This window comes from uncultured Caldilinea sp., from assembly GCF_937128415.1.
In the GTDB taxonomy this organism is placed as follows: Bacteria; Chloroflexota; Anaerolineae; order Caldilineales; family Caldilineaceae; genus Caldilinea.
The window spans coordinates 66,838-80,909 of sequence record NZ_CAKZMJ010000068.1 but is presented as its reverse complement, the minus strand read 5'-3'; the positions used below and the strand labels follow the sequence as shown (position 1 = coordinate 80,909).

General features: G+C 59.3%; 12 protein-coding genes. 10 read left to right on the top strand and 2 right to left on the bottom strand.

Features of this window, described 5'->3' with window-relative positions:
* Positions 1 to 12 precede the first annotated feature (12 nt).
* The gene (locus Q0367_RS21115) at positions 13 to 267 is read left to right on the top strand and encodes a DUF433 domain-containing protein (RefSeq protein ID WP_363325868.1); all 255 of its coding nucleotides are present in this window, start codon (positions 13 to 15) and stop codon (positions 265 to 267) included.
* Positions 260 to 634, top strand: coding sequence for a DUF5615 family PIN-like protein (locus Q0367_RS12610; RefSeq protein ID WP_297631552.1), 375 nt, complete (start codon positions 260 to 262; stop codon positions 632 to 634). Before Q0367_RS21115 ends, Q0367_RS12610 begins: the two co-directional genes overlap by 8 nt.
* Positions 635 to 760: 126 nt before the next feature.
* Here Q0367_RS12610 and Q0367_RS12605 read toward each other — a convergent pair whose 3' ends face one another.
* Together Q0367_RS12605 and Q0367_RS12600 are read right to left on the bottom strand one after the other, a co-directional pair.
* On the bottom strand, positions 761 to 2,116 hold the full coding sequence (locus tag Q0367_RS12605) for an amidohydrolase (RefSeq protein WP_298982620.1): 1,356 nt from the start codon (positions 2,114 to 2,116) through the stop codon (positions 761 to 763).
* 42 nt (positions 2,117 to 2,158) lie between these two features.
* Entirely contained in the window at positions 2,159 to 3,694 is a 1,536-nt protein-coding gene (locus Q0367_RS12600) for a hypothetical protein (protein WP_298982618.1), read from the bottom strand.
* A gap of 247 nt (positions 3,695 to 3,941) precedes the next feature.
* Between Q0367_RS12600 and Q0367_RS12595 the strand changes: the two genes are divergently transcribed.
* The 8 genes from Q0367_RS12595 to Q0367_RS12560 all read left to right on the top strand — a co-directional run bounded on the left by Q0367_RS12595 (position 3,942) and on the right by Q0367_RS12560 (position 14,072).
* Positions 3,942 to 5,222 carry a S41 family peptidase gene (locus Q0367_RS12595; RefSeq protein ID WP_298982616.1) on the top strand — a complete coding sequence of 427 codons (1,281 nt, stop codon included), beginning with the start codon at positions 3,942 to 3,944 and terminating at the stop codon, positions 5,220 to 5,222.
* A gap of 50 nt (positions 5,223 to 5,272) precedes the next feature.
* Entirely contained in the window at positions 5,273 to 5,731 is a 459-nt protein-coding gene (gene smpB / locus Q0367_RS12590; RefSeq protein WP_297632984.1) for an SsrA-binding protein SmpB, read from the top strand.
* Positions 5,721 to 6,821, top strand: a complete 1,101-nt coding sequence (gene tgt, locus Q0367_RS12585) for a tRNA guanosine(34) transglycosylase Tgt (protein WP_297631543.1) — start codon at positions 5,721 to 5,723, stop codon at positions 6,819 to 6,821. The genes smpB and tgt overlap by 11 nt, the downstream gene beginning before the upstream one ends.
* Complete coding sequence (locus tag Q0367_RS12580; protein WP_297631540.1) at positions 6,814 to 7,668, top strand: hypothetical protein; 855 nt, start codon at positions 6,814 to 6,816, stop codon at positions 7,666 to 7,668. Before tgt ends, Q0367_RS12580 begins: the two co-directional genes overlap by 8 nt.
* Positions 7,669 to 7,805: 137 nt before the next feature.
* Complete coding sequence (locus Q0367_RS12575) at positions 7,806 to 9,062, top strand: MFS transporter (protein ID WP_297631537.1); 1,257 nt, start codon at positions 7,806 to 7,808, stop codon at positions 9,060 to 9,062.
* A complete protein-coding gene (locus Q0367_RS12570) occupies positions 9,059 to 10,165 on the top strand; it encodes a glucose 1-dehydrogenase (RefSeq protein WP_297631534.1) in 1,107 nt (368 codons plus the stop codon). Before Q0367_RS12575 ends, Q0367_RS12570 begins: the two co-directional genes overlap by 4 nt.
* Positions 10,153 to 12,591: a glucan 1,4-alpha-glucosidase gene (locus Q0367_RS12565; RefSeq protein WP_298982613.1), complete on the top strand. Its 2,439-nt coding sequence runs from the start codon at positions 10,153 to 10,155 to the stop codon at positions 12,589 to 12,591. The genes Q0367_RS12570 and Q0367_RS12565 overlap by 13 nt, the downstream gene beginning before the upstream one ends.
* 80 nt (positions 12,592 to 12,671) lie before the next feature.
* Positions 12,672 to 14,072 (top strand): cytochrome ubiquinol oxidase subunit I, encoded by a 1,401-nt coding sequence (locus Q0367_RS12560; RefSeq protein ID WP_297631528.1) that lies wholly within the window; start codon positions 12,672 to 12,674, stop codon positions 14,070 to 14,072.

The window sequence follows — 14,072 nt, the reverse complement described above, 5'->3', positions numbered from 1 at the left end:
GTTGCGGCGACGATGGAGGAGCCTGAACCAGTATACATCACCCGCGATCCAAGAATTTTACATAATGAACCGATTGTTCGAGGGACTCGCACACCGGTGCGCGCAATTGTCGAACACTGGAAGTTTGGGGACTCGCCAGAAACGATTGTGCGGAAATTGCCTCATCTCCGCCTCGCTCAGGTTTTCGCTGCGCTGAGTTACTACGACGATCACCGCGACGAGATCGAGCGCTACATTGCCGCTAATCGAGTGCCGGTCGATGACTGAGCAGATTGACGCCGCGCTCCATTCATTGTATATGCGGCTTTATTTTGACGAAGATGTTTCTGTTGAAATCGCTGCGAATCTAAGGTCCCGTGGCTTTGATGTGTTAACCGTGCGTGATGCAGGACGGTTGCGACTCGCCGATGAGGAGCAGCTTGCCTTTGCTGTTGAGCAGCGCCGCGCTATGGTGACGCACAATCGCATCGATTTTGAGTTGCTTCATCAGCAATACTTCGCTGAACAGCGCCTTCATTTCGGGATCATTATCGTAAAACGGCGTCCCGACGATTTCGTTGTCGTTCGCAAGCTGTTGAATTTGCTCGACACCGTTTCTGCGGATGAGATGTGCAACCAGCTTCGTTATATCTGATAATATGGGTTGCACAGCATCCCCCTCCAGGACGCTCCGAATTTTCTGAAAGGTCGGCTCCATGAGAAAAAACTTTATCCGACTGCGCAATTTCTGATTTGATCCTGGGGGCAGGCCGTCACATTATCACGATAGAATTCCTGCCCGCTTGAAGAGCCGTTTACAGACGGCTCGCGCCTCCGCCAACAGCGCCTTCTCATCCACTACAAGCACCTGCTTGTTGCGCATCAACACCTTCCCATCGACGATGACGGTGTCCACGCTGCCGCTGTTGAGGTTGTAGACCAGCGCCGAAGCGACGCGATGCACCGGCATGGCGAAGGGGGTGTCCAGGTCCACCAGCACGACATCCGCCTTCTTCCCCACTTCCAGTGATCCGATCCAGTGCGGCTGACCGAAGGCGTGCGCACCCCCGCGACAGGCCATCCAGAGCACGTCCTCCGGCAGCAGCGCCATGGCGTCGAGCGTGCTCACCTTGCCGGAGAGGGCTGCAGTCTTCAGCACCTCCAGCATGTCCTGGCTGTTGTTGCTGCCCGGGCCGTCGGTCGCCAAGGCCACAACGATGCCGCGGCGACGCATCTCCGGTACGCGCGCCATGCCCGAAGCCAGGTACATGTTGGCGACGGGGCAGTGCACCACGACGCCGCCATATTGCTCCAACAGGTCGAGTTCATGGTCGTCGAGCCAGACGCTGTGCACGAGCTGCACGTCGGGGCCGAGCACGCCAAGGTGCGCCAACCATTCGACGTGGCGCATCCCGCGCTGCTCCAGGTTCATTTCGACCTCTTTGCGCGTCTCGGCGATGTGGATCATGCAGCCGACGCCCCAGGCCTTGGCCTGAGCGTAGGTGCGACGCATCGTCTCGTCGGAGCACCCCCAGGGAATCAGCGGCGCAAACTCGACGCGGATGCGGCCGTCCTGGCGACCGTGCCAGGTTGCATAGAGCCGCTCCATCTCCGCCATGATCTGGTCGGGCGTCTCCATAAAGGCGGGATGATAGCCCATGTCGGTCCAGCCGCGCGCCAGCAGGAAGCGCACGCCGATCTCCTCGGCGGCGCGACAGACGCCGTCGTCGTTGCGCGGGTCGGTGTGGATGTAGTGATGGTCGATCACGGCGGTGGCGCCCCCGCGGATGTTCTCCACCAGCCCCAGCTTGGCGGCGACATAGGCTTCCTCCTCGGTCAGCGCCTGCGCGGTGGGCCAGATGGCGGCTGCCAGCCACTCCAGCAGCGGTTTGTCGTCGGCCAGCCCGCGTAAAAACGTCTGAAAGAGGTGCGTGTGGGCGTTGACCATGCCGGGCATGACCGCCATGAGGGTTGCGTCGATGCGCTCTGCGGCGGCGCGGCGCAGCCTTTCCGGCGCGGCGCCCGCACCGATGGCGACAATGCGATCTCCTTCAATGGAAACGTAGCCTGGCTCGTAAAGTTCGCCGGCGTCATTCAGGGTGAGCACGGCGCCGTTTTCGATCAAAATGGAACTCACGGATCTCCCCTTTAACTTTCACTGAAGAGTGAAACAATCGATTCACCAACTCACGTGCGTCACGCGCTGCGGGTCATTGACCGGCGCAAAGACGAGGCCGCCCATGAAGCCCTGGGCGCGATGGCCGGCGACGATGAACTCCGCAGTGACCGGCATTCCCAGCCCAACGCGGCGCGCATAGTCGGCCAGGGCGGAGCCAGGACGCAGCTCCACGCCGACGCGGCTCCACGCGGCGGCTCGAATCAGCTCCACCACGGCGGAAGAAGGGGCGGGAGGCGTTGCATCCGCGGAGGGGGCGGCTGCAGCCTGCGGCCCCGGCGACGATTGCGCCCCACCGGAGACAAAGGGAAGGTAGATGGTATAGTCGCCAGGCGAAGGCGGCTGCGGCGGCTCTGGGCCAGGCTCGACCGGCGGCTGCTCCACGCGCACCGCCTGCCACACAACGAAGATGGAGATGTGTTTATTGGCCGGCATGCCGCCGCCGCACATCACCTCCGCCGGAAGGCCGCGCGGCGTCCAGCACCAGGGGCCCTGCTCGCCCCGCTCCGGCACGTAGCTGGAGCCGAACATGACGATGTTGCCCCAGCCGGAGCGCTCCTTGGTGACCGGGTAGCGATGATCGCCCGGGCCGCGCGCGTAGCCGTCGTAGGTGGGGTCGCCGAGCTTGTCAAAACCGTCCGACCAATAGAGCAGCTCCTGATTTTTGATTTTGTTGCCGTGAACGTCCAGCACCAGCGAGAAGAGATGATGGTCGGCGCCGGCGTCGTCGAAATATTCTGGATCGCCCACCGGCTTCAGATAGGCCTCGCGCGCCCATGGGTCGATGCTCCCGTACACGTCGGAAGGCTCCCAACTGCTGTCGCGCGTGGTGAAGACGTCCTTGATCAGATAGACGAGGCCGTCCGGCCCCGGCGTCGGATGGTCGGGGCGCTCGGCGATCGACTTAATCGTTAGGTTCATCGGACCCACCCAGCGTCCCAGCCGACGCTCGAAGGGAGGGGTCGGAGGGCCGGGCGGTTCGGGCGTCGGCGGCTCGGGTGCAGGGGGCTCTTCCGCGCCGACTGTCGTCTGTCGCCACACCGCAAAGATCGAAATCGTCTGTCCATCTTCAGGAAGGCCGCCGCCGCACAACACATCCGCCACACCTTCCGGCGCCCAGCACCATGGCCCTTGCTCGCCGTTCTGAGGCCGATAGACGCTGCTGGGAAAAAGTGTGTAGGTGGCCCAGCCGGTGCTGTCGGAGGTCAGACGCCGGTCCACAAAAGAGGGGTCGTAGCGATTGGTGAAGCGGATGACCTGTTGACCGATCATGGCGCCGTTGGCGTCGAGCACCGCTGCATAGAGATGGTTGGTCTTTTGCAGCTCCATCATCATGGCCGGGTTGGCGTAGGCTTCCTTCGCCCATTGCGGAATCGCATAGCGGCCGCCGGTGACGTCCCACGAACCGCCGATCGTCGTGAAAAGATCGACAAGCCTGTAAATCGTCGCGCCAACAGGAGGCGGATCGACCGGTTGGATGCTGAGGTTCAGCGCCTCGAACCATTCGGTCAGACGGCGCGTGACGGCGGTTGTGCTCATAATGGCTGCTCCTGGAAGGTGGATAAGTCCTGGCGTCGCATGGATGGCGTTGATGGATGAATGGCCAAATATTTTTCATCATAGCCAAAGCAGGCGCACTTGGCAAAGTGTAGTTTTGGAAGGCAACCGCCATCATTTGGAGAACCTTCTATGGTACAATGGCAACCATAGATTGTCAGGAGCGGGTTGGGGATCTGAGCCTTCCTGACGTCGGTGGTCGTCTCTTAGAATTTCAAGGTGAACGCGCATGTTTGAACCCGAACGAGAGAATCGCCCTGGCATCGTCCAGGTCTCCAGCGCCAGCCGGCCTTTGTTGATCACCTGCCTGTCGATCATCGTTGCCGTAGCCTTGTTTCTAGGTGGGGTGGGCGTCGGTTTTGCAGCCGGAAGGTGGGGAGGTGCGCCTGTCGCCGCCGGGCAAGACGACGGGCCGGCGGCTGCATTGCGGGCGGAGTTTTCCCTCTTCTGGGAGGCAATGGATGTGCTCTACCGCGATTATTACGGGGAGCTGCCCGATCCCAAGGAAGCCACCTACGCCGCCATTCGCGGGGTGCTGAGCCGCCTGAACGATCCGAACACCGCCTTCATGACGCCGGATGAGGCGAATTTTTTCCGCACCAACCTGCAGGGCAGCTTTGAAGGCATCGGCGCGCGCGTTGACTGGGATCCGAACTTCAACACGGTGCGCGTTGTTGAGCCTTTTGAAAACCAGCCGGCATGGAAGGCGGGCATCCGGCGCGACGACCTCATCACCCACGTGGACGGCGAGTCGATCGTCGGCACCGACTTGACCTCTGCGGTCGAAAAGATTCGCGGGCCGAAGGGCACCACCGTCGTTCTCACCATCGTGCGCATGGGGGAGGAAAAGCCCTTCGACGTCGAAGTCGTGCGCGATCGCATCGAAATTCCGACGATTGAATCGAAAGTCGTCGCCGGCGACATCGCCTATATCCGCCTCAACAGCTTCAACGAAAACGCCGGCAAGCTGGTGCGCGATGCTGTAACAGCGGCTTTGAAAGACAAGCCTTCCGCCCTGATTTTTGACCTGCGCGGCAATCCGGGCGGACTGCTGCGACAGGCGATCGAGGTCGCCAATGTTTTCCTGCCGAAAGGCGAAACGGTGCTCATCGAACGCTTCGCCGACGGTCGCGAGCAGATCTACAAGACAGAAGGCGATCCGGTCACCGTGGACTTGCCGATGGTCGTGCTGGTCAACGAGAGCAGCGCCAGCGCCAGTGAAATTGTCGCCGGCGCCGTTCAGGCGCATGGGCGCGGCCAGATCGTCGGCGCCACCACCTTCGGCAAGGGCAGCGTCCAGCTTCCCCAGACGTTGAGCGACGGTTCGATCCTGCGTGTGACGATTGCGCGCTGGTACACGCCGGACGATCGCAGCATCGATGGCTCTGGCCTGGAGCCGGACGTGAAGGTGGAAGTGACGGATGCGGATCGAGAGTCGCAGCGCGATCCGCAGCTCGAAAAAGCCATTGAACTGCTGGGCGGCGAACTGGAGCCGCTGCCGGTGCAATAATCGTAAAAAAACAAGATCAAGGATGCTCTGTGGCGAAAGTCAAAGAAGCCATGCACGGGCCGCGCACCGTGGCGACCAATCGCAAGGCGCGGCATGAATATTTCATCGAGAAAACCTACGAAGCAGGCATCGTCCTGACAGGCACCGAGATCAAGTCGGTGCGCGCCGGTAGGGTCAGCCTGCAAGAAGGCTTTGTGCTCATCAAAAACGGCGAGGCCTGGCTGATCAACGTGCACATCGCCCAATACGAACAGGGCAATCGCTTCAACCACGAAGAGCGCCGCGACCGCAAGCTGTTGTTGAAGCGGCGCGAAATCCAGGAGCTTTACGGCGCAGCGACGCGACGCGGCTACACGATCGTGCCGCTGCGCATATACATCAACGAGCGCGGCCTCGCCAAGGTCGAGATCGGCCTGGCGCGCGGCAAGCAGCTTCACGACAAGCGCGAGACGATCGCCAAACGCGAGAGCGAGCGCAACCTGCGGCGGGTGTTGAAAGGTGAGTGGTGACGCCTGCGCCGTCCTCGAGTTGCCTCATGGCGCCCTGCCGTTGCCCGCTTTCCTGCCCGACGCCACGCTCGCCGTCGTGCGCGCAGTGGACAGCGCCGACCTCGAGGCGGTGGGCGTCGATGCGCTGGTGATGAACACCTTTCACCTCATGCAGCAGCCGGGGACGTCCACCATCCAGGCGTTGGGCGGCCTCCATGCCATGAGCGGCTGGTCACGACCGATCCTCACCGATTCCGGCGGTTTTCAGGCTTATTCGCTCATCCGAGAGCAGCCGCGGCTGGGCGCGCTCACCGACGACGGCATCGTCGTGCAGCCCGAAGGCATGAACCGCAAGATTCATCTGACGCCGGAAAAGTGCATCCAGCTCCAGCTCAGCTACGGCGCCGACATTGTCATGTGCCTGGACGACTGCACGCACCCCGACGATCCGCCGGAGGTGCAGGAGCGGTCGGTGCAACGCACCATCGCCTGGGCGAAGCGCTGCCGGGCGGAGTTCGATAAACTTCTTGCGCAAAAGAAAAAGTTGGCGCATCAACCTTTGCTGTTCGCCGTCGTGCAGGGCGGCGCGTCGGAGGCGCTGCGCACGCGCTGCGCGGAGGCGCTGCTGGAGATCGGCTTCGATGGCTACGGCTATGGCGGCTGGCCGCTCGACAGCGAGGGCAATCTGCTGCAGGAAATGCTGGAGCTGACGAGGCGACTCATTCCGGCGCATTTCCCTCTGCATGGGCTGGGCGTCGGCCACCCTCTGAACGTTGTTGCGGCGGCCAGGTTGGGCTATCAAACCTTTGACAGCGCCTTGCCCACGCGCGACGCCCGCCGCGGCCGCCTGTACACCTTCGCCGGCCAGACGACGCCCCCCTCATCTCATTTCGGGTCTTCGTGGTTCCGCTTCCTCTACATCACGGACGACAAGTACATCAAAGACCCGCGGCCGGTGGACGAGCGCTGCGACTGCCTGACCTGTCGCCGCTACAGCCGGGGGTATCTGCGCCATCTGTATCGCGCCAACGAGGCGACCTTTCAGCGGCTGGCTACGATCCACAACTTGCGTTTCATGGCGCGGCTGATGGAGATGTTGCGCGATGGGTGAACGACGGAGCGTTGCTTTGTCCGGCGATGCACAACAGCCGGACGCAGCGGTGGTGGAGAGCGTCGTGCAGGCGGTGTTGGCGAGCCCCAAGTACGCTGCGCTCGATCCGGCGCTGGTGGCGAGCCTCGCCGAGCAGGAGTTGCGCAAAGGCAGGCGCGTCAAAGAGGCGATCAAAGAGGTCAAGAACCGATTGCACCAGAGCGCAGCCTCCTACTGGCAGGCCCCGCCTCGCTATGCGCGCTGGCGCACCGCTATCGAGGCTGCCGAGGACGAGCCTGCGCTGAAGGCGCAGCTGCAGTCGATCCTGCGAACCCATCATTCCATGCGCGAGCGTCTCCCCTTCCTGGTCGACTTTTACCGAACCCTCTTCGCCGGGTTGTCGCCTTTGCGCAGCGTGCTCGATTTAGGCTGCGGTGTGAACCCGCTGGCGCTGCCGTGGATGGGGTTGCCGACGGAGACGGCTTACTTCGCATGCGACATCGACCGAGAGCAGATGGCGTTTCTTGACTGGTGGCTGGCGCGGCAGGGGCGGCGCGGCCAGGCCTTTGTGTGGAACTTGCTGGCCGGCGCACCGCCGGTTGGGCCGGTGGACGCAGCGCTGTTGCTCAAGATGGTGCCCTGTCTGGCGCAGCTCGACCCTGCAGCGCCGGCGAGATTACTTGACGAAGTGCGTGCGTCGGTGTGGGTGATTTCCTTCCCGGCGCAAAGTCTCGGTGGACGAGACAAGGGGATGGTCGCTCACTATGCGGCGACGATGGACGCCCTTCTCGCCGGGCGCAACTGGCGGGTCGAGCGTTTCGACTTCCCCACTGAACTGGTCTTTCGTGTGCATTGTGAGGCGACATGAGCTGGCCGGCGCTCGTCGCGAATACATTGTGAATGGACGCAATGGTTTATGTATAATTTTCGTGTCGCTCGCATCGATAACGTGAATGAATCACGGTCAAAAGAGATATGTACGCTGTAGCAGGGCAGGATGAGAAGATGACCGCATCGTGGCGCAGGTGGGTGGAGCGGTGGTATCTTTCCTACGCCCTGCTCGGTGCGACGATGGCAGGGATGGCGCCAATCCTGTTACCCCTTTTGGTGAGCCGCAATGGGAACGTCGCCGTCGTGGGAGCCGTGATGGCGGCGTTCAATCTAGGCGGATTGACGGCTCCGGTGTGGGGCAATTTCGCCGACCGCTATCGTTTGCATCGCGGGTTGATGTTGGGCGGGTTACTGGTGACCGCCATAGCGCTGGCGCTTTTCCCGTTCACCTCTTCCTTAGCTTTCTGGCTAGTTCTCGCATTTATGCAAGGAACCGGGGCGGCGGCGGTGGCGACGGTCGCAAACTTGTTCATCGTTGAAGCGCATCCGCGGTCTGAATGGGACGCCCGCATCGGCTGGTTGCAGACATACTACGGAGCCGGACAGGTGGGCGGTTTATTGTTGGCAGGGGCGTTGAGCCAGGTCGGGCTAAGCGTTGGATTGCTGATCGCCGCTGCATTGACTGCGCTGGGGCTTGCCCCTGGCTGGTCTGTTCGCACTCCGACAAATTTGCCATTCTCTCGGCCTCTCTTATTGCAGCCAGCGCGTCATGCTCACTGGGCTGCCGGCTCTCCACAACATTTTTACCACCTTCCGACTTTGAAGGCTTTGCAGCAGATGACGCACTCCCTGAACTCGTCTTTCTTTATCTTTCTTGTGCTATGGTTTTTCAGTTTTGCCGGTGCGGCGGCGTTCTTTTCCCTTTATCCGGTGTTGATGCAACAAGTGTACGGCGTTGGCTCAGGAACATCGTCGATAGGCTTTGCGGTCGCCGCTGCAGCAGGCCTGGCCTTATATGCTCCGGCAGGGCGCTGGGCGGAGCGTTTTGGCCCGATGCGCGTGTTGCAGGCCGGGCTTGGGATGCGCGGATTGGCGTTCCTGGGACTGTTTCTGTTAGGGGTCGGCCATTTCCCCGCTCAAGGGGTGCTTGCCATTTTGGGCTTTCTGGTGGTTGTTTTGGCTTGGTCGCTCTTGAGTGTGTCCGGAACCGCTCTAGCCGCGCAGCTTTCTCCAACGGGCGAAGGGAATGGGATCGGCATCTTCAACGCCAGCAGCGCTTTAGCCGGGGTCGTTGGCGCGGCCGGCGGGGGTTGGTTGGCCAAACAGTGGGGGGAGGATGCTGTGACAATTTTCGGCGTTGTAGGGATCGTCATCGGTTTGGCGGTGAGTGGCAGGATTCTAAGCACAAACGGAGACAAAAAGAGCTCATGAAAGCGATTGCTTTGATTCCAGGGACGACCACGGTGCATCTGGTCGAGCGCCCTGAGCCAACTGTTACGACGTCGGATGAAATCAAGGTGCGCATCTTGCGCGTAGGGATTTGCGGCACCGATCGTGAAGAGGCGGCTGGCGGTCGGGCGCGCGCGCCAATAGGGCAAACAGAATTGATTATCGGCCATGAGATGTTCGGGCAAGTAGTGCAGATCGGTCAGGCGGTGACAAGAGTGAAACCCGGCGACTACGTGGTTTTTACAGTGCGTCGAGGCTGTACAAAGTGTCTGCCATGTTCCATGAACCGATCGGATATGTGCCTGACAGGCGACTATCTGGAGCGCGGCATTTGGGGATTGGATGGCTACCAGGCCGAATATGTCGTGGATAAAGAGCAATACATCGTTCGTCTTCCCCCTGAATTGGCTGCAGTCGGCGTATTAACAGAGCCGCTTTCGGTTGCCGAAAAGGCTATCGACGAAGTCGTGCGCCTTCAGATGGCGCGTCTGCCGGACGCTCCGGCCCATCCTGACTGGCTGTACGGTCGCCGTTGTCTCGTTGCCGGGCTGGGCCCGATCGGTTTGCTGGCGGGGTTAGCGTTGCGCCTGCGCGGCGCCGAGGTCTTTGGGTTGGACATTGTTGATGAAGGAAGTGCGCGACCTCAGTGGCTCGTTCACATTGGCGGGTCGTATATCGATGGGCGTCAGGTCTCCCCCGAAAAAGTCAATCAAATCATCGGTCCGATGGATCTCATCTTGGAAGCCACCGGCGTTCCAAGCCTTGCTTTCAATCTATTGGATGCGCTCGCTCCGAATGGCGTGTGCGTGTTGACGGGAATTCCCGGCGGCGACCGTCCATTGCAGATCGCTGGGGCGGAACTAATCCGCCGGTTGGTGTTGAACAATCAGGTGATGATCGGGAGCGTCAACGCCAGCCGCGATCACTTTCAAATGGCGGTGGATGACTTAATGCACGCTCATCTACGTTGGGGTGATCACGTGGAGCGGCTGATTACACATCGCTATGCCTATTCGGATGTGACGACAGCTTTAAAGCAACAACCTTCAGATGAAATTAAGACGGTGATCGAATGGACAACTTGATGAATCCAAATGCCGCCAATCCGCCTGGCGCACCGGGTATTTCGCCGCGTTGGACGTCAAGCGCAAAAGTGGGGGTTGGCACGGCGCTGGGTCCGGCAAGTCGTGTTTGGTTTACACTCAGCCATGGTATCTTGAACGAGGTTTATTACCCGCGCGTGGATCAAGCCTGCATCCGCGATCTGGGCCTGATCGTAACGGACGGGCGCATGTTTTTCTCGGAAGAGAAACGACATGCGCGTTCTCAAGTCGCGTATCTGGCCGAAGGCGCACCTGCTTATCGATTAGTGAACACCTGTATTCAGGGACGCTACCGCATTGAAAAAGAAATCCTGGCCGACCCGCAACGAGACGTCGTTTTGCAGTTCATGCGTTTCACCCCCTTGCAAGGTGTGTTGAGCGATTATCATCTTTATGTGCTGCTTGCGCCGCATCTGGGCAATCGGGGTGCGAACAACACCGCCTGGGTGGGCGATTACAAGGGCGTGCCGATGTTATTTGCACAACGGGAGAACCTGGCGCTTGCATTGGCTTGCTCTGCACCGTGGCTGAAGCGCTCCGTCGGCTATGTAGGATTCTCAGACGGCTGGCAAGATCTTATGCGTCATAAACAGATGACTTGGAGCTACCTACGCGCAGAAAACGGCAACGTGGCGCTCACCGGCGAAATCGATTTGCAGAGCGGCAATGGAGAATGGGTGCTAGCGTTGGGCTTTGGCGGCAACTCGGCAGAGGCCGGTCAGCGCGCGCTCCAGAGTCTACAGGATGGCTTCGAAGCGGCGAAGGTCGTATATATTCGAGAGTGGCAAGACTGGCAAACAGCGCTCTTGCCTTTAGAAAGAACGTCGTCCATCGCGCCGGATTTGTACCGAGTGAGCGCAGCAGTCTTACGCACGCATGAAGACGTCCGCCTTCGTGGAGGCGTTATTGCCAGCCTTTCGATTCCTTGGGGCAGCGCCAAAGGGGATGATGACTTAGGCGGCTATCACCTCGTCTGGCCGCGGGATTTAGTTGAAACGGCGGGAGGCTTGCTTGCCTGTGGAGCAACCCTGGATGTGCGGCTCGTGCTTGCGTACCTGCAAGCAACTCAAGAGGCTGATGGTCACTGGCCGCAAAACATGTGGCTTGACGGCACGCCCTATTGGAGTGGCGTGCAGATGGATGAGACGGCTTTCCCCATTTTGCTTGTGGACATTGTGCGGCGCGAGGGCGTGCTCGGCGCCGATGAGATCCGACGTTTTTGGCCGATGGTGTTCCGCGCTGCAAGTTTTTTGGTGCGAAATGGCCCCGTCACCCAACAAGATCGATGGGAAGAAGACCCAGGCTATTCTCCGTTTACGCTTGCGGTTGAGATCGCTGCACTGTTGGCAGCAGCTGATCTTGCCGAATTGAACCAAGAACCTGCCATGGCCGCTTATCTGCGCGAAGCAGCGGATGCATGGAACGCCAATATTGAACGCTGGACATATGTAACCGGCACAGACCTTGCGCAACAGGTCGGCGTGGATGGATATTATGTTCGTATTGCGCCGCCCGACGAGGCTGAAGCGGCTTCACCAAGCGCCGGATACGTTCCGATCAAAAATCGTCCACCTGGAGAGAACAGTGCGCCTGCTGTTCATCTTGTCAGCCCCGATGCGCTCGCCCTTGTGCGCTTTGGCTTGCGAGCGCCGGATGATCCGCGAATCGTCAACACCGTGAAGGTGATCGACGCATTGCTTAAAGTGGAAACGCCCAGCGGTCCCGCTTGGCGCCGCTATAACGGCGATGGTTACGGCGAGCATGAAGATGGCTCCCCTTTTGATGGCGAGGGGATCGGTCGCGCTTGGCCTCTCTTGACCGGGGAGCGCGCTCACTATGAGCTGGCGGCGGGACGTCTCGATGAGGCTCAACGCCTTCTCCTTGCGTTAGAGTCATTTGCGAACGAAGGCAAGTTGATTCCTGAGCAGATTTGGGACGCGCCTGATATCCCGGCGCGCGAACTTTTTTGTGGGCGGCCCTCCGGTTCAGCCATGCCGTTGGTGTGGGCGCACGCCGAATATATAAAATTATGCCGATCCCTACGCGACAATCGCGTGTTTGACACGCCTCCGCAGCCCGTAGCTCGTTATATCATGAATCGTCAAGACACTCCTTTCGCGATCTGGCGTTTTAATCACAAGACGCGTATCATACCCACCGGCAAAACATTGCGTCTCGAAGTGTTAGCGCCGGCCAATGTCCACTGGAGCACTGATGACTGGCGCACCATTCATGACACAGCAACGCGAGACACCGGGCTGGGCGTGCATGTAGCTGACCTGCCCACCGGCACCTTGCCTGCCGGGTCGACGATCTTCTTTACGTTTTACTGGCTCAAGGTCAATCGATGGGAAGGTGTAAACTTTGCCGTGCGCGTAGATTCCTCATCAGAAATATCCATTCGATGAAACTTTTGTAAAGCTGGAGCGCAGTCGCTGTGAGATCTCCATGAACACTCTACAGCGACGCCGGTTAAGGAGGCACACCTATGGATCCGCTCACGCTTTCACGCATTCAGTTTGGACTGACCGTCAGCTTTCATTTCATCTATCCGCCGCTTTCCATTGGGCTTGGAATTTTGTTGGTTCTCATGGGAATTCAATATATCCGCACGCGCGACGCCAAATGGCGTCGCCTTTCTTTTTTCTGGGTGAAAATTTATGGTCTCATTTTTGCTATGGGGGTGGCCACTGGCATTGTGCAGGAATTCGCCTTTGGCACCAACTGGCCGATCTATTCGCGCTTCGTTGGCAATGTCTTTGGCAGTTTGTTGGCGGCGGAAGGCATTTTTGCTTTTTTTCTGGAGGGCGGGTTTTTAGGTCTGATGCTTTTTGGCGGCAATCGGCTTGGGCCGCGGCTCTGGCTTCTCGCCACCTTTCTGGTGGCGCTCGGCGCTCACTTTAGCGCCTTCTGGATCGTGATGGCCAATTCCTGGATGCAGACTCCAGCCGGATATGTATTGCAGGAGACGCAGTTTGGGCTGCAAGCATTCATGACCGATTTTGCCTCGGTTGTCTTTACGCCATCTTTTATCCCGCGCATCTTGCACACATTTGTTGCGTCCTGGATGACCGGCTCCGCCCTTGTCTTGAGCGTCGGTGCATGGTTTCTTTTGCGCAAGCGCCACGAAGAGCTAGGGAAGTCGATGATTCGGCTTGCATTGCCTGTGTTTGTCGTGTTTTCTATTTTTCAGGTTATCTTCTTTGGCGCTCGTCAGGCGGAAAATGTGACGATCCATCAGCCGGTGAAATTGGCGGCTATGGAAGGCATCTGGAATGACGTCGCTTGTGCGCCGATGACCGTGGTGGGATGGTTGGATGTCGCCAATCAGAAGACTTATGGCATCCAAATTCCCTGTCTGCTCAGCTTCCTCGCCCATGGCGATTTTAACGCCACTGTGCAGGGTTTAAATTCTTTTCCGCGAGAAATGTGGCCGCCCCTTCAGATTACCTTTCAATCTTATCATGCTATGGTCAACCTGGGTCTTGTCTTTATCGGAATTGGGCTATTAGCGACTTTCTTTTATTTTTGGGGGCAACGCCTGTGGACCAATCGATTGGTGTTGAGCTTGTTGGTGCTCAGCGTCTTTCTCGCCGTCGCCTCCTCTATTATCGGGTGGTGGGTTGCTGAATTTGGACGCCAGCCCTGGATCGTCTGGGGACTCTTGCGCACAGAAGAGGCCGGCTCGCCTGTCTTGCAGACGCATCAGGTGCTCCTCTCCAATATCATGTTCGTTCTTGTGTATGCAATTTTGTTTGTTCTCTTCATCTATTTGCTGAATGAAAAAATTCAAAAAGGCCCAGAACCGCTGGAAGAGATGGAAGAGCGTCCTGTTCAAACATTGCCGGACACATTCCGTGAAATCTTTCGTCGACGCGCACGCGCCTAG